23 protein-coding genes are annotated in these 20,486 nt (G+C 60.0%); 12 read left to right on the top strand and 11 right to left on the bottom strand.

Annotated elements, in window-relative coordinates; genetic code table 11:
* The first annotated feature begins 182 nt into the window (after positions 1-182).
* Positions 183-914: a carbonic anhydrase gene (locus tag ACCC96_RS06360; RefSeq protein WP_018927254.1), complete on the top strand. Its 732-nt coding sequence runs from the start codon at positions 183-185 to the stop codon at positions 912-914.
* A 130-nt stretch (positions 915-1,044) separates the two neighbouring features.
* Positions 1,045-2,574, top strand: a complete 1,530-nt coding sequence (locus ACCC96_RS06355) for a SulP family inorganic anion transporter (RefSeq protein WP_413695236.1) — start codon at positions 1,045-1,047, stop codon at positions 2,572-2,574.
* 80 nt (positions 2,575-2,654) lie between these two features.
* Here the strand turns inward: ACCC96_RS06355 and ACCC96_RS06350 are convergent, their stop codons facing one another.
* A complete protein-coding gene (locus ACCC96_RS06350; RefSeq protein WP_019580288.1) occupies positions 2,655-3,305 on the bottom strand; it encodes a hypothetical protein in 651 nt (216 codons plus the stop codon).
* 372 nt (positions 3,306-3,677) lie between these two features.
* On the opposite strand from ACCC96_RS06350, the gene coxB reads away from it, so the two are divergent.
* The 4 genes from coxB to ACCC96_RS06330 all read left to right on the top strand — a co-directional run bounded on the left by coxB (position 3,678) and on the right by ACCC96_RS06330 (position 8,124).
* Positions 3,678-4,805, top strand: coding sequence for a cytochrome c oxidase subunit II (gene coxB, locus ACCC96_RS06345; RefSeq protein WP_019580289.1), 1,128 nt, complete (start codon positions 3,678-3,680; stop codon positions 4,803-4,805).
* A gap of 82 nt (positions 4,806-4,887) precedes the next feature.
* Positions 4,888-6,480 (top strand): cytochrome c oxidase subunit I, encoded by a 1,593-nt coding sequence (ctaD, locus tag ACCC96_RS06340; protein ID WP_018927258.1) that lies wholly within the window; start codon positions 4,888-4,890, stop codon positions 6,478-6,480.
* Between the two features lie 165 nt (positions 6,481-6,645).
* Entirely contained in the window at positions 6,646-7,203 is a 558-nt protein-coding gene (locus ACCC96_RS06335) for a cytochrome c oxidase assembly protein (protein ID WP_018927259.1), read from the top strand.
* 33 nt (positions 7,204-7,236) lie between these two features.
* Positions 7,237-8,124, top strand: coding sequence for a cytochrome c oxidase subunit 3 (locus ACCC96_RS06330; protein WP_019580291.1), 888 nt, complete (start codon positions 7,237-7,239; stop codon positions 8,122-8,124).
* A 15-nt stretch (positions 8,125-8,139) separates the two neighbouring features.
* Here the strand turns inward: ACCC96_RS06330 and ACCC96_RS06325 are convergent, their stop codons facing one another.
* The gene (locus tag ACCC96_RS06325; protein ID WP_018927261.1) at positions 8,140-8,343 is read right to left on the bottom strand and encodes a twin transmembrane helix small protein; all 204 of its coding nucleotides are present in this window, start codon (positions 8,341-8,343) and stop codon (positions 8,140-8,142) included.
* Between the two features lie 70 nt (positions 8,344-8,413).
* On the opposite strand from ACCC96_RS06325, the gene ACCC96_RS06320 reads away from it, so the two are divergent.
* Genes ACCC96_RS06320 through ACCC96_RS06300 form a run of 5 tightly spaced genes read left to right on the top strand, consistent with a single transcriptional unit; the run spans position 8,414 to position 12,322 of the window.
* Complete coding sequence (locus tag ACCC96_RS06320; RefSeq protein WP_413695235.1) at positions 8,414-9,154, top strand: SURF1 family protein; 741 nt, start codon at positions 8,414-8,416, stop codon at positions 9,152-9,154.
* A complete protein-coding gene (locus ACCC96_RS06315; RefSeq protein ID WP_026346030.1) occupies positions 9,120-9,713 on the top strand; it encodes a hypothetical protein in 594 nt (197 codons plus the stop codon). The genes ACCC96_RS06320 and ACCC96_RS06315 overlap by 35 nt, the downstream gene beginning before the upstream one ends.
* A gap of 10 nt (positions 9,714-9,723) precedes the next feature.
* Positions 9,724-10,803, top strand: a complete 1,080-nt coding sequence (locus tag ACCC96_RS06310; protein ID WP_019651204.1) for a COX15/CtaA family protein — start codon at positions 9,724-9,726, stop codon at positions 10,801-10,803.
* Positions 10,791-11,690 (top strand): heme o synthase, encoded by a 900-nt coding sequence (cyoE, locus tag ACCC96_RS06305; protein ID WP_018927265.1) that lies wholly within the window; start codon positions 10,791-10,793, stop codon positions 11,688-11,690. The genes ACCC96_RS06310 and cyoE overlap by 13 nt, the downstream gene beginning before the upstream one ends.
* Positions 11,687-12,322, top strand: coding sequence for an SCO family protein (locus ACCC96_RS06300; RefSeq protein WP_019651205.1), 636 nt, complete (start codon positions 11,687-11,689; stop codon positions 12,320-12,322). The genes cyoE and ACCC96_RS06300 overlap by 4 nt, the downstream gene beginning before the upstream one ends.
* 131 nt (positions 12,323-12,453) lie before the next feature.
* Here ACCC96_RS06300 and ACCC96_RS06295 read toward each other — a convergent pair whose 3' ends face one another.
* The 7 genes from ACCC96_RS06295 to zur form a co-directional block, all read right to left on the bottom strand.
* On the bottom strand, positions 12,454-13,227 hold the full coding sequence (locus ACCC96_RS06295; RefSeq protein ID WP_204125570.1) for a MetQ/NlpA family ABC transporter substrate-binding protein: 774 nt from the start codon (positions 13,225-13,227) through the stop codon (positions 12,454-12,456).
* Positions 13,228-13,307: 80 nt separating this feature from the next.
* Complete coding sequence (locus ACCC96_RS06290; protein WP_413695234.1) at positions 13,308-13,982, bottom strand: methionine ABC transporter permease; 675 nt, start codon at positions 13,980-13,982, stop codon at positions 13,308-13,310.
* Positions 13,982-14,989 carry a methionine ABC transporter ATP-binding protein gene (locus ACCC96_RS06285; protein ID WP_007940716.1) on the bottom strand — a complete coding sequence of 336 codons (1,008 nt, stop codon included), beginning with the start codon at positions 14,987-14,989 and terminating at the stop codon, positions 13,982-13,984. Before ACCC96_RS06285 ends, ACCC96_RS06290 begins: the two co-directional genes overlap by 1 nt.
* Before the next feature lie 248 nt (positions 14,990-15,237).
* On the bottom strand, positions 15,238-15,954 hold the full coding sequence (locus ACCC96_RS06280; protein ID WP_019651208.1) for a PA5502 family lipoprotein: 717 nt from the start codon (positions 15,952-15,954) through the stop codon (positions 15,238-15,240).
* Positions 15,955-15,991: 37 nt separating this feature from the next.
* On the bottom strand, positions 15,992-16,780 hold the full coding sequence (gene znuB, locus ACCC96_RS06275; RefSeq protein WP_019580298.1) for a zinc ABC transporter permease subunit ZnuB: 789 nt from the start codon (positions 16,778-16,780) through the stop codon (positions 15,992-15,994).
* Positions 16,773-17,558, bottom strand: coding sequence for a zinc ABC transporter ATP-binding protein ZnuC (gene znuC, locus ACCC96_RS06270; protein ID WP_007940713.1), 786 nt, complete (start codon positions 17,556-17,558; stop codon positions 16,773-16,775). The genes znuB and znuC overlap by 8 nt, the downstream gene beginning before the upstream one ends.
* Positions 17,558-18,040 carry a zinc uptake transcriptional repressor Zur gene (gene zur / locus ACCC96_RS06265; protein WP_026286509.1) on the bottom strand — a complete coding sequence of 161 codons (483 nt, stop codon included), beginning with the start codon at positions 18,038-18,040 and terminating at the stop codon, positions 17,558-17,560. The genes znuC and zur overlap by 1 nt, the downstream gene beginning before the upstream one ends.
* A gap of 66 nt (positions 18,041-18,106) precedes the next feature.
* Between zur and ACCC96_RS06260 the strand changes: the two genes are divergently transcribed.
* Entirely contained in the window at positions 18,107-19,027 is a 921-nt protein-coding gene (locus tag ACCC96_RS06260) for a zinc ABC transporter substrate-binding protein (RefSeq protein ID WP_413695233.1), read from the top strand.
* Between the two features lie 141 nt (positions 19,028-19,168).
* On the opposite strand, the gene ACCC96_RS06255 is transcribed toward ACCC96_RS06260, so the two are convergent.
* Together ACCC96_RS06255 and ACCC96_RS06250 are read right to left on the bottom strand one after the other, a co-directional pair.
* Positions 19,169-20,119, bottom strand: coding sequence for a homoserine kinase (locus ACCC96_RS06255; protein WP_018927273.1), 951 nt, complete (start codon positions 20,117-20,119; stop codon positions 19,169-19,171).
* 61 nt (positions 20,120-20,180) lie between these two features.
* Positions 20,181-20,468, bottom strand: a complete 288-nt coding sequence (locus tag ACCC96_RS06250) for a DUF2782 domain-containing protein (RefSeq protein WP_019651211.1) — start codon at positions 20,466-20,468, stop codon at positions 20,181-20,183.
* Positions 20,469-20,486: the final 18 nt, after the last annotated feature.

Genomic DNA, 20,486 nt, shown 5'->3' with positions numbered 1-20,486 from the left:
TCTTATGACCTGGAACGTACGTTCTAGAGCGCTTGATTCAGTTTGAGTTAAGCTTCGGCCGCTACCTTGTTCATCGAGTGACTGACTGGTCTGCTTTTCGACCTGGACGTTTTTTATACAGCCACTGGCTTCACATCGGACAAAACGGGAAAATTCCCTTACTCCGCCAAAGAGGATGAATCATGAGTGACAAGGATAAACAGCCTTTGGCTGCGTCGGCTTCAGCCCAACCCGAGGCGGAAACCGCCGATGCAGCGCTGCAGCATATCGTTGACGGCTTTTTGCATTTTCATCACGAGATCTTTCCGCAGCAGGAAGAACTCTTCAAAAAACTCGCCACGGCCCAGCGGCCTCGGGCGATGTTCATCGCGTGCGCCGATTCGCGCATTGTTCCCGAGCTGATCACCCAAAGCGCCCCCGGCGACCTGTTCGTCACCCGTAACGTCGGCAACGTCGTGCCGCCTTATGGGCAAATGAACGGTGGTGTTTCCACAGCCATCGAATACGCAGTGCTGGCGCTCGGCGTGCAGCACATCATCATCTGCGGCCACTCCGACTGTGGCGCCATGCGCGCAGTACTCAACCCGCAGAGCCTGGAAAAGATGCCTACGGTCAAAGCCTGGCTGCGCCATGCGGAAGTGGCGAAAACCATGGTTCAGGACAACTGCCATTGCTCGAATGAAAGCGAGAGCATGCACATCCTTACCGAAGAGAATGTGATCGCTCAGTTGCAACATTTGCGCACGCACCCGTCGGTGGCCTCGCGCATGGCCAACGGTCAGCTGTTTATCCATGGTTGGGTGTACAACATCGAAACCAGCGAAATCCAGGCTTACGACGCGGATCAGGGTTGTTTCCTGCCGCTCGATGGCAGCCATCCGATTCCGGTGGCGACGCCCAAAGCGCGCTTCTAAATCCTCTTCGTAGCCTGTCTCACAACAACGTTTGCGAGACAGGTCAACAGATCCCTGTGTGGTTTAGCCGAGGCTGCTGATCAGGCAGCCCGGCTTTGCCATGCCTGAAGAAAACTTCGGGAGAGTCACCATGCGTGCCGCTCAATTAAAAGCTGTTCTGCCACGGGAGCTGCTGGCTTCGGTGGTTGTGTTTCTGGTTGCCCTGCCTTTGTGCATGGGCATCGCCATCGCCTCCGGGCTGCCACCGGCCAAAGGCCTGATCACCGGCATCATCGGTGGGCTTGTAGTTGGCTGGCTTGCCGGTTCACCGTTGCAAGTCAGCGGCCCGGCGGCCGGTCTGGCGGTATTGGTGTTCGAACTGGTGCGCCAACATGGTATCGCCATGCTCGGGCCGATCCTGCTACTGGCGGGTTTTCTGCAATTGGTAGCCGGGCGTTTGAAACTGGGTTGCTGGTTTCGGGTCACGGCGCCGGCTGTGGTGTACGGCATGCTCGCCGGCATCGGTGTGTTGATCGTGCTGTCACAGGTGCACGTAATGCTCGATGCCGTGCCCAAGCCCTCGGGTCTGGATAACCTGGCGGCTTTCCCCGCTGCGGTGATTCAGGCTTTGCCTTCGTTTGGCTGGCAAGCGGGTTTGCTCGGGCTGTCGACCATTGCCGTGATGTGGCTGTGGGAAAAATTCCGCCCGCACTCATTGCGTTTCGTTCCCGGTGCATTGCTCGGGGTCAGTCTGGCAACGATCGCCAGCCTGGCGCTCGCCTTGCAGGTCAAACGTGTGGAGGTTCCGGCTAACCTCGCGGAGGCCATCGACTGGCTACGTCCGGCGGATCTGCTCAACCTGGCTGACCCAACCCTGCTGATCGCCGCCTTCGCCGTGGCCTTTATCGCCAGCGCCGAAACCCTGCTCTCGGCCGCCGCCGTGGATCGCATGCACAGCGGTCAACGCTCTGACTTCGACCGCGAATTGTCGGCGCAAGGTGTGGGCAACATGTTGTGTGGTCTGCTCGGCGCGCTGCCGATGACCGGAGTGATCGTACGCAGCTCGGCCAACGTTCAAGCCGGCGCCACCACCCGTCTGTCGACAGTGTTCCATGGCCTGTGGCTGCTGGCTTTCGTGCTGCTGCTATCGAGCGTGCTGCAAAGCATTCCGGTGGCGAGCCTGGCGGGCGTGCTGGTTTACACCGGTTTCAAACTGGTAGACCTCAAGGCCTTTCGCGGCCTGGGCCGTTATGGCCGGATGCCGATGTTCACCTATGCGGCGACCGCACTGGCAATCATCTTCACCGACCTGCTGACCGGTGTGCTGATCGGCTTCGGCCTGACGTTGGCCAAACTGGCCTGGAAGGCTTCGCGACTGAAAATCAGCCTGATCGATCTGCCGGCGGACGGCGAGATGGAACTTCGACTGGTGGGGGCGGCGACCTTCCTCAAGGTGCCGGCGTTGACCCAGGTGCTGGGGAGCATCCCGGCAGGCGCGACGGTGCATGTGCCGCTCAATAACCTGAGCTACATCGATCACTCGTGCCTTGAGTTGCTGGAGGAGTGGGGCCGGGCCAATGCGGCCAAGGGTTCGAAGCTGTTGATTGAAGCGCGGGGGTTGAAGCGCAGATTGGAAGGACGGTTGCGGACCACGACGGGCGTAGGTTCCACCGGGATATAAAGCAAAAGATCGCAGCCTTCGGCAGCTCCTACGCGCCCGTTGGGCGCTGCCGGAGGCTGCGATCTTTTAAGAAGTCCAGATTATGCGGCTGGTTGATCCAGCTCCAGTTCCACGCCCAATTGGCGCGACAGGCACGGCCAGCGCTTCCACGCGGCGCCGGTGTCCGGGCTGTTGAGTTTCTCGCGGTAGGCCTCCACCGACTCCAGCGCGAAACTTTCATCGTCAAGCATCTCGTCCACGGCGTGATGCACCGCCTCATCCAGTTGGTTGGCAAATTCCTCGCCAATCAATTGGTGGGCAATCAGGTTGGCGACAGTCATGTCCAAGGGGATCAATGGCTGGCCAAAATGCTTGATGTACAGGTCGTTGACCTCTTCGACCAGGCGGTGCGCCAGATAAGCTTCGTCCAGCAGGCTGTCCAGGCCAACGTGACCGGCCATGATCGCCGGCGGCTGGAGGAAGAACTGCTCGGCGATTGTCAGCACCGGCTTGATCTGCGATTCGATGCCCGCTTCCCTGGCGACTTCATTGGCTGCATCCAGCAGGTCTGGCACTTGTTCTATATACGCGGCCACAAAACGCGTCATCACGCCGTTGGCGTCGACATCCGGCAATTGGATGGCGGAGTGAAGGTGCGGCAGTTGGGTTTCAAGCTGACGAGTCAGCAGGCCGGTCTCGGCCTCGTGTTGCAGGGCTTTTTGGATCTGCTCGCGCAATGCGGCGGTGTTCATGAAAACTCCAGGAAACAAAGGCAATGAAATAGGGAAGACATAACTTAGCTGGCTCAGGAAAAAGGCTAAGACGCATTTGTCATAATTATTTCATTCTTGAGACGCCTGCGTTATATCGATTTGCCACCACTCGTCTGCATCCTTCTCCATTCGTGACCTGGAACGCAAGTCCAACCTGTTTCAGCTGATTTACCCCATCGCGTTGCGAGGTGGCACTCGCTGTCTATACTCGGTTCTGAATGGAGTTAGCTGATGACACCCGACTGCATATGCAGCAAGGCTCGGCGATTCAAGTTCGTGGTCTGAAAAAGCCGCTCCCTTGCCGCAGGCGTTACGCCTACGGGATAACAAGAACGATAAGGGGAACCCGCAATGATGCGACATCCACATGTCTGGATGGGCCTCCTGTTGTGGTCGATTTTCAGTCAGGCGCAAGCGGCCTGGACTGTCAATATGGCGCCTGGAGCGACTGAGATCAGTCACGCAGTATTCGATCTGCACATGACCATTTTCTGGATCTGTGTGGTGATCGGCATCATCGTCTTCGGCGCCATGTTCTGGTCGATGATGATCCACCGCCGCTCGACCGGGCAGGTGGCCGCAAAATTTCATGAAAGCACCACCGTTGAAATCCTCTGGACCATCGTGCCCCTGCTTATTCTGGTGGCCATGGCGGTCCCCGCAACCGCCACACTGATCAAGATGTACGACAACACTGAGCCGGATATCGATATCCAGGTCACCGGCTATCAGTGGAAGTGGCATTACAAATACCTGGGTCAGGACGTCGAATTTTTCAGCAACCTGACTACCCCCGCCGATCAGATCCACAACAAGGAAGCCAAGGGCGAACATTACCTGCTGGAGGTCGACAAGCCACTGGTGCTGCCGATCGGTGCCAAGGTGCGTTTTCTGGTGACCTCCGCCGACGTCATCCACTCTTGGTGGGTGCCGGCCTTCGCAGTCAAGCGCGATGCGATTCCGGGCTTCGTCAATGAATCCTGGACCCGTGTCGACAAGCCCGGCATCTACCGTGGCCAGTGCGCCGAGCTGTGCGGCAAGGACCACGGCTTCATGCCGATCGTGGTCGAGGTCAAGGAAAAGGCCGACTACGAAAAATGGCTGGGCGAGCGCAAGGCGGAAGCCGCGCAACTCAAAGAGCTGACCAGCAAGGAATGGACCCTCGACGAGCTCAAGGAGCGCGGCGACAAGATTTATCACACCACTTGCGTGGCCTGTCACCAGGCCGAAGGCCAGGGCCTGCCGCCGATGTTCCCGGCACTCAAGGGCTCGAAAATCGCCACCGGGCCGAAAGAGGCTCACCTGAGCCTGGTTTTCCATGGCAAGCCCGGCACCGCGATGGCGGCGTTCGGCAAGCAGCTCTCGGAAGTCGATATCGCGGCGGTCGTGACCTACGAACGTAACGCCTGGGGCAACAACAAAGGCGACATGGTCACCCCTAAAGAAGTGCTGGAGCTGAAACAGGCGGAAAGCAAATGACCCGGTCTATTGCGTACTCAAGGAATCGGTCGGGGCATGACGTCCCGGTTCGCCCAGCCCAGCCGTTTGCAGGAGACAGGACATGACTGTTGTAGTCGATGACCATGTTCATACCGATACCGCCCACGCCCACGGCCCTGCCAAAGGCCTGATGCGCTGGGTGTTGACTACCAACCACAAGGATATCGGCACGCTGTACCTGTGGTTTGCATTCACCATGTTTCTGCTCGGCGGCTCGTTCGCCATGGTGATCCGTGCCGAGCTGTTCCAGCCGGGACTGCAAATCGTCGAACCGGCGTTCTTCAACCAGATGACCACCATGCACGGTCTGGTGATGGTCTTCGGCGCGGTGATGCCGGCCTTCGTCGGCCTTGCCAACTGGATGATCCCGTTGATGATCGGCGCGCCGGACATGGCCCTGCCGCGAATGAACAACTTCAGCTTCTGGCTTTTGCCGGCCGCGTTCCTGCTGCTGGTATCGACCCTGTTCACCCCCGGTGGCGGGCCGAACTTCGGCTGGACCTTCTACGCACCGCTGTCGACCACCTACGCGCCGGAAAGCGTGACGTTCTTCATCTTCGCCATCCACTTGATGGGGATCAGTTCGATCATGGGCGCGATCAACGTGATCGCGACCATCCTCAACCTGCGCGCCCCCGGCATGACGTTGATGAAAATGCCGCTGTTCGTCTGGACCTGGCTGATCACCGCGTTCCTGCTGATCGCGGTGATGCCGGTACTGGCCGGCTGCGTGACCATGATGCTGATGGACATCCACTTCGGCACCAGTTTCTTCAGTGCCGCCGGTGGCGGAGACCCGGTGCTGTTCCAGCACGTGTTCTGGTTCTTCGGTCACCCCGAGGTGTACATCATGATCCTGCCGGCCTTCGGTGCCGTCAGCTCGATCATTCCGGCGTTCTCGCGCAAGCCGCTGTTTGGCTACACCTCGATGGTCTATGCCACGGCCAGTATTGCCTTCCTGTCATTCATCGTCTGGGCGCACCACATGTTCGTGGTCGGCATTCCGCTGGTGGGCGAGTTGTTCTTCATGTACGCCACCCTGCTGATCGCGGTACCGACCGGCGTGAAGGTGTTCAACTGGGCCAGCACCATGTGGCAAGGCTCGCTGACCTTCGAGACGCCGATGCTGTTCGCCGTGGCGTTCGTGATCCTGTTCTCCATTGGCGGATTCTCCGGGTTGATGCTGGCCATCGCCCCGGCGGACTTCCAGTACCAGGACACCTACTTCGTGGTCGCGCACTTCCATTACGTGCTGGTGCCGGGGGCGATCTTCGGGATCTTCGCCTCGGCTTACTTCTGGCTGCCAAAGTGGACCGGCCACATGTACGACGAAACCCTCGGCAAGCTGCACTTCTGGCTGTCTTTCATCGGCATGAACATGGCGTTCTTCCCGATGCACTTCGTGGGCCTGGCGGGCATGCCGCGGCGGATTCCGGACTACAACCTGCAGTTCGCCGATTTCAACATGGTGTCGTCGATCGGCGCGTTCATGTTTGGTGCCACGCAGATCTTCTTCCTGTTCATCGTGATCAAGACCATTCGCGGCGGCGAGCCGGCACCGGCCAAGCCGTGGGATGGTGCCGAAGGGCTGGAATGGAGCATTCCATCGCCCGCGCCGTATCACACCTTCACCACACCGCCGGAAGTGAAATGAACGCCCTGGCCTTTGTGGAAGCGAGCTTTTGTGGCGAGGGAGCTTGCTCCCGCTCGGCTGCGAAGCAGACGCAAAACTTTTGGGGCCGCTTCGCGACCCAGCGGGAGCAAGCTCCCTCGCCACAAGGGCCTGCTCCTAGCGGGTTATGCGTAAAGGTTCGAAGCCATGGCTGACTCGATCTCGATGAAGAAACTGGTCACCCGCCTGTTGCTGGTGGTGGCGGCGATGTTTGTCTTCGGCTTTGCCCTGGTACCGATCTACGACGTGATGTGCAAGGCATTCGGCATCAATGGCAAAACCGCCGGGCAGTATGAAGGCGAGCAAACGGTCGACGCCTCGCGGCAGGTTCGCGTGCAGTTTCTGTCGACCAACGCCGCTGACATGCCCTGGGATTTCTATCCCAAGACGGATGAGCTGACCGCGCACCCCGGGGCGGTGAACGAGATGATTTTTATCGCCCACAACCCCACCGACCGGCCGATGAGCGCCCAGGCAGTGCCGAGTATCGCGCCGAGTGCAGCCGCGGCGTACTTCCACAAGACCGAATGTTTCTGCTTTACCCAGCAAGTGCTGCAGCCCGGTCAACGCATCGAGATGCCAGTACGGTTCATCGTTGACCGCGACATGCCCAAGGATGTGAAGCACCTGACGCTGTCCTACACGCTGTTCGATATCACCGCACGTCATCCGCCTGTAGCTGTTGCAGCAAGCACAGGTGGCTAGGCGTTAAAGCGTGCCCGATAAGGAGAACAATAAATGGCAACTCATGAACATTATTACGTTCCAGCCCAGAGCAAATGGCCGATCATCGCCACGGTCGGCATGCTGGTCACGGTGTTCGGCCTGGGCACCTGGTTCAATGACCTGAAGGCTGCGCGGCCGGAATCCCATGGCCCGCTGATCTTTTTCGTCGGCGGACTGCTGCTGGCCTACATGCTGTTCGGCTGGTTCGGGACGGTGGTCAAGGAAAGTCGCGCGGGGTTGTACAGCCCGCAACTCGACCGCTCGTTCCGCTGGGGCATGAGCTGGTTCATTTTCTCGGAGGTGATGTTCTTCCTGGCCTTTTTCGGTGCGCTGTTTTATGTGCGCAACATCGCGGGCCCGGCACTGGGTGGTGAAGGCACCAAAGGCATCGCCCACATGCTGTGGCCGACGTTCGAGTTCACCTGGCCGCTGCTGAACAACCCGGACTCGAAACTCTTTCCTCCCCCCAAGGAAGTCATCAGCCCCTGGGGCCTGCCTCTGCTCAACACCGTGCTGCTGGTGAGTTCCAGCGTCACCGTGACCATCGCTCACCACGCCTTGAAGAAAGGCCATCGCGGGGCGCTGAAAATCTGGCTGGCACTGACCGTGTTGCTCGGTTGCGGCTTCCTGGGCTTTCAAGCCAAAGAATACCTGCACGCCTACCACGAGCTGGGCCTGACCCTGGGTTCCGGTATCTACGGCGCAACGTTCTTCATGCTCACCGGTTTCCACGGTGCCCACGTGACCATCGGCACCATCATTCTGTTCGTGATGCTGATGCGCATCATGCGCGGGCACTTCAATGCAGACCACCATTTCGGCTTCGAGGCGGCGACCTGGTACTGGCACTTTGTGGATGTGGTGTGGATCGGGTTGTTCGTTTTCGTCTACGTACTTTGAGCCTGGTACTCATGACTACCAAGGCACGTGGGACACCAGCTGGCCGCTGAAAAAACCCCAGGCGATCAAGCCGACAGTAATGGCGGCCAGCGCAACACGAATACTCAAGGCGATGACCAGGCGATTCGAGCTGCTGTCGTCCTTGACCAGAAAAAACAGGCCGCTGAACAGGCTGACAACCGTGGCAATCAGCATCAGGACGATGGCTGCTTTGAGCATGGTGACACTCCGGGGGACAGGCGATGCATGTGAGTATAGCTATCGCGATGACCGACTTTCTGGCGACGCCATGAAGCGCTTCCGGCTGGGCCTTGTGCCGACTCTGGTGGTCGCGGTGCTGCTGCCCTTGCTGGTGTCGCTCGGGTTCTGGCAGTTGAGCCGGGGCGCGGAAAAAAGCGCGCTGCTGCAAAATTACGCCGAGCGCCGGGCCGCCGAACCGATGGCCAGCACCGAACTGCAACACACCGCAGATCCGGCCTTCCGCCGGGTTCGCCTGCACGGCCAGTTCGATGCCGAACACAGCCTGCTGCTGGATAACCGGCAGCGCGACGGCAAGATCGGGCTCGAGCTGTTGCAACCGTTTCAGGATCAGGCCACCGGGCTCTGGTTGCTGGTCAATCGCGGCTGGCTGCCGTGGCCGGATCGGCGCACACCGCCGTCATTCACCACACCGACTGAGGTGTTGAGCCTCGACGCCTGGGTCTATGTCTCCCCCGGCGCAACGTTCCAGTTGCACGCTGACCCCAACGCCACGACCTGGCCACAACTGATCACCGCCGTTGAACCGGCCAGGCTGTGGACGGCGCTTGAACGTGACGGTTTCGCCTACGAATTACGCGCGCAAAGTGGCCCTGCGACCTACCGGGCCGATTGGCCGGTGGTGGCCATGGGGCCGGAAAAGCACCTGGCTTACGCCGTGCAGTGGTTCGCCCTGGCGATCGCGCTGTTCGGCCTTTATCTCTATCTCGGATGGCACAACGCAAAGGAGAACAATAATGGGAGTGGCCATGAATCCACCCGGCATGTCTGAGGCGAAAACACCGGTGAATCGGCGGCGCGGACGCTTGCAGTTGCTGCTGATCCTATTGGGGGTGATCGGTCCGATGATCCTCGCCACCGGCATGTACAAATTGCAGTTCTGGGTACCCGAAGGCCGCAGTTATCACGGTGAACTGATCGGCAACGGCCAGACTCGCGCCGACATTGGCGTACAGGTGCAGGAAGACCGCTGGCAGTTGCTGGTGACGGCGCCCAAGGACTGCTCGGTGGATTGCCAGCAGCTGGTTTATCTGGCGCGGCAGATCCAGATCGGCCTCGGTCGCGATGCCGCCCGTGCCAGCCATGCGCTGGCCATCGCGCAGCCGCTGAACAGTGATTACGAGACTAAACTTCAACGCGAGTACCCACAGTTGCAACGCTATTCATTGGACCTGCCGTCCTACATCAAAGGCGCGCAGAGCAATGACACGCCGCACCTGTGGATCATCGACCCTCACGGCAATCTGGTGCTGCGTTACGACCCGACGGTGAAGGGCAAGGATCTGCTCAACGACCTGCGCCACCTGCTGAAACTGTCGAACATCGGATAAGGGCATCGTCATGGCCAAACCTGGATTTCGCCTCGCGCTGTTTGCCACCTTGCTGGCACTGATTGTGGTGTTGCTCGGCGCTTACACACGCCTGACCCACGCCGGCCTCGGCTGCCCGGACTGGCCCGGCTGCTACGGTTTTATCAGCGTGCCGCAAAGCGAAGCCCAGCTGGCTCATGCCGAACTGCATTTTCCAGACACCCCGGTGGAAGCCCACAAGGGCTGGAACGAAATGGTCCATCGCTACTTCGCCGGCACGCTGGGGCTGCTGATCGCGGTGCTGGCGGGCCGCGCCTGGGTCCATCGTCATCATCCGGGGCAGCCGGTGAAGTTGCCGCTGTTCTTGCTGGCGTTGGTCATTGGCCAAGCGGCTTTCGGCATGTGGACGGTGACGCTCAAGCTTTGGCCGCAAGTGGTCACCGGGCATTTGCTCGGCGGATTTGCGACCCTGAGCCTGTTGTTTCTGCTGACCTTGCGCCTGTCCGGCGTGTTGCCGGCGCTGACCGTGCCTCGACGTTTGCAATACTGGGCAACCGCCGCCTTGCTGCTGGTGATCCTGCAAATTGCTCTCGGTGGCTGGGTCAGCTCCAATTACGCGGCGGTAGCCTGCATCGACTTTCCGACCTGCCACGGCCAATGGCTGCCACCGGCTGATTTCGCCAACGGCTTTCACCTGACCCAACACATCGGCCCGAATTATCTGGGCGGGCAGCTGGACAGCGATGCCCGCACCGCGATTCACCTGACTCACCGCATCGGCGCATTACTGGTCACCTTTGTTCTGCTCGGTCTGGCCTGGCAACTGAAGGTCGTCGGCATGACGCGCCTGGCCGTCATGGTGCTGATCGCCCTTGCCGCACAAATCACCCTGGGCATCAGCAACGTGGTGTTCCACTTACCGCTGCCGGTGGCCGTCGCCCACAACGCCGGCGGTGCGGCGCTGTTGCTGACGATGGTGCTGGTCAATTATCACGCGCGAACCAGCCTGGTTCGGGTCAAGCATCAGCCCCCTCGGCGCTGGCGTCTACGCCTGCGTAAACACTCGGCCGGGCCCATAACAATAAAAGGAGAGATGCCATGGCGACTCTGATCGGCGAACGTCACAGTCAGGCCATCTGGCGAGACTACCTGGAACTGACCAAGCCGAAAGTGGTGGTGCTGATGCTCATCACCTCGCTGGTCGGCATGTTCCTCGCGACCCGCGCCGGGGTGCCATGGACGGTACTGGTGTTCGGCAATCTGGGGATCGCCCTGTGTGCCGGCGGTGCCGCGGCGGTCAATCATGTGGTGGACCGGCGCATCGACGCGGTCATGGCCCGGACCCACAAACGGCCCCTGGCCGAAGGCCGGGTATCTCCAGCCGCCGCGCTGACCTTCGCCCTGATACTGGCGATGCTCGGCCAGGCCTTGCTACTGACTTTCACCAACCCGTTGACGGCGTGGCTGACCCTCGCCTCCTTGCTCGGTTATGCCGTGGTCTACACCGGTTTCCTGAAACGCGCGACGCCGCAGAACATCGTCATCGGCGGCCTCGCCGGAGCTGCCCCGCCACTGCTCGGCTGGACCGCCGCCACCGGTCATGTCGGCGCCGAACCATTGTTGCTGGTGCTGATCATCTTCGCCTGGACCCCACCGCACTTCTGGGCGCTGGCGATTCACCGCAAGGAGGAATACGCCAAGGCTGACATTCCGATGCTGCCGGTGACCCATGGCGAGCACTACACCAAAGTCCACATCCTGCTTTATACCTTTGCGTTGCTGGCCGTCAGCCTGATGCCCTACGTGATCCACATGAGCGGCGTGCTCTACCTGATGTGTGCCCTTTTACTGGGCGCCAGGTTTCTGCAATGGGCCGTGGTGCTGTACCGTGGCACTCGACCGCACGCGGCGATCAACACGTTCAAGTACTCTATCTACTACTTGTTCCTGCTGTTTATCGCGCTGCTCGTAGACCACTACTTACTGTTGATCCTATGACTCGAACCCAGAAAACCGTCTTCATCCTCGTTGCCCTGATTGCGCTGATCCTGGGCCTGACCGTCAATAAAGTACTGACCGGGAAAAACCAGGGCGACCCGACGGCGCTGATCGATGCAGGGATCATCTTGCTGCCCCAAAGCCGCAATCTGCCGGACGTGAAGATGACCGATCAGGACGGCAAGCCAGTGGCGATCAACGAACTGAAAGGCAAGTGGAGTTTGCTGTTCTTCGGCTACACCTTCTGCCCGGACATCTGCCCGACCACCCTCGCCCAGCTGCGGCAGATCAAGAGTGAACTGCCGGCGGATGCGGTGAACAAGTTGCAGGTCATCCTGGTCAGCGTCGACCCGAACCGCGATACGCCCAAGCAACTCAAGCAGTACCTGGGCTACTTCGATCCGCAATTCATCGGGCTGACCGCAGCCTCGGTCGAAGACCTTCAGAAAATGGCCAACGCGGTGAGCATTCCGTTCATTCCGGCGGACACCAGCAAGCCGAACTACACCGTCGATCACAGCGGCAACCTCGCGGTGATCGGACCGGACGGGACTCAACGCGGGTTCATTCGTGCACCGCTGAATAACCAGAAACTGGTGGCGCAGCTGCCGGTGATGCTCAACCGCCAATAGTTTTTGAGGTACAAAAAAGATCGCAGCCTTCGGCAGCTCCTACAGAGGAATGCGTATTCCTGTAGGAGCTGCCGAAGGCTGCGATCTTTTGCTTTTCGCTGGAAGGGGACGCTTTGGGCGTCCCCTTCAAGTCAGAACGCTGGCAATACCGCGCCTTTGTACTTCTCGAGAATGAAGGCTTTCACTTCCGGGCTGTGCAGGGCAGCAACCAGTTTCTGCATTGCCGCGCTGTCCTTGTCGTCCGGACGGGCAACGAGGATGTTCACGTACGGCGAGTCGCTGCCTTCGATGACCAGCGCGTCCTTGGACGGATCGAGTTTGGCTTCCAGCGCGTAGTTGGTGTTGATCAGCGCCAGGTCGACCTGAGTCAGCACGCGCGGGATGGTCGCGGCTTCCAGTTCACGGAATTTCAGGTCCTTGGTGTTCTCGGTGATGTCCTTGACGGTCGACAGGATGTTGTTCGAATCCTTCAACTTGATCAGGCCAGCCTTTGCCAGCAGCAACAGCGCACGGCCGCCGTTGGTGGCGTCGTTCGGGATCACCACGTTGGCGCCGCCCGGCAGCTCTTCCAGTTTCTTGTACTTGCTGGAGTAAGCGCCCAGCGGCTCCAGGTGCACACCGGCAACGCTGACGAGGTTGGTGCCCTTGGCCTTGTTGAATTCATCCAGGTACGGTTGGTGCTGGAAGAAGTTGGCGTCCAGACGCTTCTCGGCTACCTGTACGTTCGGCTGGATATAGTCGGTGAAGACTTTGACTTTCAGGTCCACGCCTTCTTTGGCCAGGGCCGGTTTAACGAATTCGAGGATTTCCGCGTGCGGCACCGGGGTTGCCGCAACGGTCAGGGTGTCGGCAGCGTGGGCGGAAAAGGCTGCAACGGCAGCGAACGCGACGAGTAGTTTTTTCATTCAGCTAACTCCTTGTGAGGCGCCAGTCTTCGGCGCCTGCCAGCGAATGGCCGGCTCATGTCTTAAGTGACGAAAACTGTTTATTTGCGGGAGAAATGAACCACCAGCTTGTCGCCGACGGTTTGCAGCACTTGAACCAGCACCAGCAGCAACACCACGGTGACCACCATCACGTCGGTCTGGAAACGCTGGTAACCGAAACGGATCGCCAGGTCGCCCAAGCCGCCAGCGCCGACCACACCGGCCATCGCTGTGTAGGACACCAGTGTAATCGCTGTCACCGTAATCGCCGCGAAGATGCCCGGACGGGCCTCCGGCAGCAAGGCGTTGGTGATGATCTGACGGGTCGTCGCGCCCATCGCCTGGGTCGCCTCGATGATGCCGCGATCCACTTCACGCAGGGCGGTTTCCACCAGTCGCGCGAAGAACGGCGTGGCGCCCACCACCAGCGGTGGAATCGCACCGGCGACACCAAGGGAAGTGCCGGTAATCAACACAGTGAACGGAATCATCACGATCAGCAAAATGATGAACGGCAGCGAACGCAGAATGTTCACCACCAGCGATAGCATCGCGTAGACGCCTTTGGCTTCCAGCAACTGACGCGGGCTGCACAAGAACAACAGCACGCCCAACGGCAACCCCAGCAGCACGGTGAACAACAGCGAACCGCCAAGCATCAGCAGGGTGTCGCCGGCGGCCAGCCAGATTTCGTACCAGTCGATATTGGCAAAGAAACTCATCAGGACTTCCATCAGCGCAGCACCTCCATGTGGACATCAGCTGCGGTGAAGTGAGCAAACGCCGCTTCCATGTCGCCACCGGTGACGGCCAGGGTCAACTGGCCGTAGGGAACCTCTTTGATGCGATCGATACGACCGGCCAGGATGCTGTAGTCCACGCCCGTTTCCCGGGCGACGGTACCCAGCAATGGTGCGTAGGTCGCTTCGCCCTGGAAGGTCAGACGCACGATACGGCCCGGCACATGAGCGAAGTCGTCGCGCTGTTCGTTCTCGTCGATCTGCTCGTCTTCCTGGACGAAGCGCTTGGTGGTCGGGTGCTTGGGATGCAGGAACACCTCGGCCACCGAACCTTGCTCGACGATCACACCGGCATCCATCACCGCCACCTGATCGCAGACCCGACGGATCACGTCCATCTCGTGGGTGATCAGGACGATGGTCAGCTTCAGCTCGCGATTGATCTCGGCCAGCAGTTGCAGAACCGACGCCGTGGTCTGTGGGTCGAGAGCACTGGTGGCTTCATCGCACAGCAGGATTTTCGGCTTGGTTGCCAGGGCACGGGCGATGCCGACACGCTGCTTCTGACCACCGGACAGTTGTGCCGGGTATTTTTTCGCATGGTCGGCCAGGCCAACCCGCGCCAGCAACTGCGCCACACGCTGGTCGATTTCGCTGCGTGACAGCTCACCGGCGAGGGTCAGCGGCAGCGCGACGTTATCGGCCACGGTCTTGGACGCCAGCAGGTTGAAGTGCTGGAAAATCATCCCGACCTGCTGACGGAAACGCCGCAAGCCATTGGCATCCAGCGCCGTAACTTCTTCGCCATCGACGATGATCTTGCCGCCACTGGAGTTTTCCAGGCGGTTGATCAGGCGCAGCAGGGTACTTTTTCCCGCACCGGAATGGCCGATCAGGCCAAAGACCTGACCGTTCTCAATCGTCAGACTGGTCGGATGCAGGGCGGGAATATCCTTACCGGCGACGCGGTAAGTTTTGTGGACGTTTTGAAACTCGATCACGTAGCGAACCTTGTGGGGCGCGTTAGAAAAGGATCAGCGGTTAGCCGGGCGCGCATTTTAGCCTGTCCGTATAGAGGTTCTTAGCATTTATTTCGCCTTCAACCAGCGATTTGGCAATAAGGCGATCAAAGGTAGGAACCTGGGACCAAGGCAATTCCGGCCTGATGCATTTAGAAAAAGCAAAAGATCGCAGCTTGCGGCAGCTCCTAAACGGTCCGTTGGAGCTGCCGCAGGCTGCGATCTTTTCTTTATGGCTTGCGAGGGCTCAAAACCATCTGCGCCGGAATATTGCGCAGAATCTGTTTCTCCAGCTTCAGATCAAACCCCGAATCCAGCTTCTTCACCCGTTTGGTCAGCAACGTGGCCAACCATGGGTAGTCCTGAGTACGGGGAACCTGAATGCTCACATCGCACTGATAATTCACCACATCGGCGGCGATGGCATCGAGTTGACGACGAAGTTTGCTCATATCGGTGACGTTTAACGCTACCGTGGTGCTTTCAGCCGTCGGGTCGATCACTTTGGCCTGCGGTTTGGCTTCGGCAGCCTTGAGGGCCGCTTCGGCTTTATCCAGTTCAGCCTTGCGTGCATGAACGATGGCATTGTTAACGCCACCGGTCAGCGCCGGGGCCTTGGGCATCAATACCCGGGCACGGCTGAGGGCAGTGGCCGCGGCATTCACATCACCTTTTTGCAACACGATCTGGCTGCGCAGCAAATAGGCTTCGGCCAATTGCCGCTGGTATTGCTCAAGGGATTGATCGTTGGGCGACTCGGCCTGCAAGGCCGCCAATTGATCCTCGGCGGTGGCCAGCTCACTGCTGGCCAGGCTTTGTTCCAGTTGTGCAATAGCCGTGGCCCGCGCATCGGGGACCTCGGTGGCCGCCGGTGGCGTGCTTTGGCAAGCACCCAGTAGCAGCGAAAATGCGACAAGGAGCAGATAACGGGAGGCGAACGGCTTCATTCCTGCGACTCTCTATTTGCGCAAAAAACGAGCAAGTCTACACCCCTCGGCGGGGCAGGACAAAACTCAGCAGAAACAGCGCGGCGGCCGCCACCACAATCGACGGGCCGGCCGGGGTGTCCTTGAACCAGGACAACGCCAGCCCGCCACACACCGCGAGCATGCCCAGCAGGCTCGCGCCCAGTGCCATCTGCTCCGGCGAGCGGGCGTGACGCTGTGCCGCAGCCGCCGGAATAATCAGTAACGAAGTAATCAGCAACACGCCGACGATTTTCATCGCCACCGCAATCACCACGGCGATCAGCAACATCAGGACCAGACGCAACGCCGCCACCGGCAAACCTTCCACCCTGGCCAGTTCTTCATGCACGGTGATCGCCAGCAAGGGTCGCCACAGCGTGACAAGCAACACCAGCACCGCCGCGCTGCCGCCGAGGATCCAGGCCAGATCGGTCGGGCTGATCGCCAGCAGGTCGCCGAACAGATAGGCCATCAGGTCGATCCGCACTTCATGCATGAAGCTTAGTACCACCAGGCCCAGGGAGAGCGTGCTCGGTGCGAGAATTCCCAACAGCGTGTCAGACGCCAATGGCTGCCGCTGTTGCAGCGTCACCAGCAACACTGCCAGCAACAGGCAGCCTACGGTGACAGCCACGGTTGGGCTGACATCCAGCAGAAAGCCCAGCGCCACGCCAAGCAGTGCGGCGTGGGACAGGGTGTCGCCGAAATATGCCATGCGCCGCCAGACCACGAACGAACCCAGCGGGCCCGCGACCAGCGCCAGGGCCAGACCTGCAAGCAGGGCGAAGAGCAGAAAATCAGCCATGCTTGCAGCTATCTCCATGAACGTGGGTATGGGCCGACGGGGTCGCAATGACCACCGAGCCATGCAGGTCGTGAGCGTGGTCGTGATGGTGGTGATAAATCGCCAGGCTTTGTGCGTTCTTTCCGAACAGTTCGACGAACGCGGGATCGCCGCTGACCTGCTCGGGATGCCCGGAGCAGCAGACATGGCGATTCAGGCACACCACCTGGTCGGTGGTGCTCATCACCAGATGCAAATCGTGAGAGACCATCAATACACCGCAACCATGACGGTCGCGCAGACGTGTGATCAGGCTATAGAGCTCGGCCTGACCGGCCACGTCGACGCCTTGCACCGGCTCATCGAGCACCAGCAACTCCGGCTCGCGCAGCAATGCCCGGGCCAGCAGTACTCGCTGCATTTCGCCACCGGAAACACTTTGCACCGGGCTGTCGATTACCTGCTCGGCGCCGACTTCCTTGAGGGCGGCCAAGGCCCGAGCGCGGTCCACGCCAGGGACCAGACGCAAGAAACGCAGCACTGATAACGGCAGGGTTGGATCGACATGGAGTTTTTGCGGCATGTAACCGACGCGCAACTTCGGCTTGCGCCAGACGCTGCCGCTGTCCGGCTTCAACAGACCGAGCACCGCGCGCACCAGCGTGGTTTTGCCGGCGCCATTGGGGCCGATCAGGGTAACGATCTGCCCCGGCTCGACGCTCAGTTCGATGTTATCCAGCACGTTTTGCCCGGCAAAGGTGACGGCCACCTGCTCAAGACGGATCAGCGCATTGCTCATTAAGCCCCCTGGCAACCCGAGCAGAGACCGATGACTTCAACGGTCTGGGCCTCGACGATAAATCCGACGTCCCTGGCGCTGCCGACGATCGCGTCGCTGATGGACTTCTGTTCAAGCTCGATGGCGGCGTGGCATTGACGGCAAATCAGGAACTGGCCTTGGTGAGCGTGTTCCGGGTGATTGCAGCCGACGAAGGCGTTCAGCGAGGAGATGCGGTGTACCAGGCCGTTTTCCAGCAGAAAATCCAGCGCACGATACACGGTCGGCGGCGCAGCTCGGCGGCCGTCCTGCTCGCTGAGCACCGCCAGAATGTCGTAGGCACCCAGCGGTTTATGGCTTTGCCAGACCAGTTCCAGCACCCGCCGGCGCAAAGCGGTCAGGCGTAGCCCCTGACGTGCGCACAAGGCATCGGCCTCAGACAATGCGCTATGGACGCAATGAGAGTGGTCGTGGGGACGACTGGCAATCGGTGTTTTAGGCATGAGCGGCGACGAGTGTTGTGAGAGACGTTATTATGTTACCCGTTCTCGCCTCTTCGAGTGGTCATCGTGTCCCGACTTTTTTCTATCTTTGTCGCATTTGTCGCAAGTTTTCTGCTGATCGGATCAGCCCAGGCCGAAGTCAACGTCCTTACCAGCATCAAGCCGCTGCAGCTGATTGCTGCTGCGGTGCAGGAGGGTGTGGCGATTCCGGAAGTGTTGCTGCCACCCGGTGCATCGCCGCATAACTATGCCTTGCGCCCATCCGACGTACGGAAGGTGCAGTCGGTGGACCTGGTTTACTGGATCGGTCCGGACATGGAGGGTTTTCTGCCTCGCGTACTGAAAGGTCGCACGCTGCCCAGCGTCGCAGTGCAGGATTTGCCTGGCCTGAAGCTGCGACGTTTCGCCGAAGACAGCCACTCCCACGCTGAGGAAGCCGATGAGCATGACCACGATCATCGCCCCGGCAGCCTGGATGCGCACTTGTGGTTGTCGCCGATCAACGCCCGAGTGATCGCCAGCAAAATGGCGGCCGATCTGAGCGCCGCCGATCCGGCTAACGCGGCGCGCTATCAGAGCAACCTCAAAGCCTTCGATGAACGCCTGGATGCCCTGGACCTACGCCTGAAGGCTCGCCTGGCAGGGATCGCGAACAAGCCTTACTTCGTGTTCCACGAAGCCTTCGACTACTTTGAAGACGCCTACGGCCTCAAACACGCCGGCGTATTCAGTGTCGCAGCCGAAGTCCAGCCCGGTGCCCAGCACGTTGCGGCGATGCGCACGCGGTTGCAGGAAGTCGGCAAAACCTGCGTGTTCAGCGAACCGCCGCTGCGCCCGCGCCTGGCAGAAACCCTGGTGACCGGGCTGCCGGTGAAACTGGCGGAGTTGGACGCGCTGGGCGGGTACACGCCAGCGACCGCCCAGGGGTATGAGCAGGTGCTGGAAAAGTTGGGGAATGATTTGGCCGGGTGCCTGGAGTCGTTGTAAGCATCCCATAGACCCTGTGGCGAGGGGGCTTGCCCCCGTCGGGCTGCAAAGCAGCCCCAAACAGGCCTGCACAATGAATTGCAGGGGAGCGCTTCGCACTGGAGCGCCAGCCCCAACGGGGGCAAGCCCCCACGCCACATTTTAAAGGGCGAAAGGCAGCGGCGTGTCGACCTTCTGCCGCTGCGCCAAGCGCAGTTGAAACTCCATCGGATCGTGAATCAACACGTCCTGCCCGGCGAAAGACTCCGCGGCAATCAACCGCGACAACCAGAACCGCACGCACGCCACGCGCAGCATGGTCGGCCACAGCTCAGCTTCGGCAGCGGTGAACGGTCGCAGCGCGGCATAAGCGCCCAGCAACGCCCGCGCCCGAGCCCCGTCGAGCTGCCCTTGCTCATCCGAGCACCAGTCGTTCAAGGCAATTGCCACGTCATAGAGCATCGGCCCTGAACAAGCGTTGTAGAAGTCGATCAACCCGGTCAGGTGCGTGCCTTCGAACATCGCATTGTCGCGGAACAGATCCGCATGGATGTTGGCCCGCGGCAGCGCCAGAATTTTCGTCTTTTGCTGGGTGATTTCTTCCAGGGCACGTTGCAGCAAATCGCTTTGTTCGGCGTTCAGGTGCGAGAGAAACTGCGTGCCCTCTTCCAGCATCCAGTCCAGGCCGCGATCGGTTTTGCGCTTGATCATATTGGCCTGGGTCGCCAGGTGCAGGTGAGCCAGCAGTTCGCCGACCTGAGCGCAATGCTGGGCGTTGGCGTCCTTGATGTGCTTACCCGCCAGGCGTGGCTGCAACAGCGCAGGTTTACCGGCCAGCTCGCGCAACGCAACGCCGTCGGTGGTGCGCAGGGCATAAGGCACCGGCAGGTTGGCGTCGTGCAGCACGTCGAGCAGTTCGATGAAGAACGGCATCTCCTGCACCGGACCGCGCTCGACCAGGGTCAGGACAAACTCGCCCTGCTCCAGGCTGATAAAGAAATTGGTGTTTTCGCTACCGGCGGCGATCCCCTGGAAATCAAGCAGGCGGCCGAGCCCGTAAGGGGCGAGAAAGGTTTCCAGCTCGGGCCGAGCCAGGGGGGTGAACACAGACATGGTTAAAACTGCCAGTACGGGCGCCGCTACATAGCAAGCGCCGATTAAAGTTAAGAACCGCTTACCACTTAAAGATTTCCCACGCAGGGATCAGCATATCCGGCTGATCCGAGCGGATATAGTTACCCTCCGAGCCATCAGCGCGCACCAGGAAGTACGGTTTACCGCCCTTCGGAGTGACCTTGATGGCATACAGGAAACCGTTCTGCCGGTACTCCTGAATGGTTTTATCGCCTTCCGTGCGGATAGTGACTTGCGGTTCCGCCGATGGCGAATCATCTGCCGCCATCACTGCCAATGGGGTGATTACAAAGAAGCCAGCCAGCAACAAGCGATTTAGTGTGCGCATGATAACCTTGTCCCTTTG

It is taken from the genome of Pseudomonas sp. Pseusp11 (assembly GCF_047304405.1).
GTDB lineage: Bacteria > Pseudomonadota > Gammaproteobacteria > Pseudomonadales > Pseudomonadaceae > Aquipseudomonas.
The sequence above is the reverse complement of the archived record's forward strand: the minus strand, read 5'-3'. Positions and strand labels throughout refer to the sequence as shown.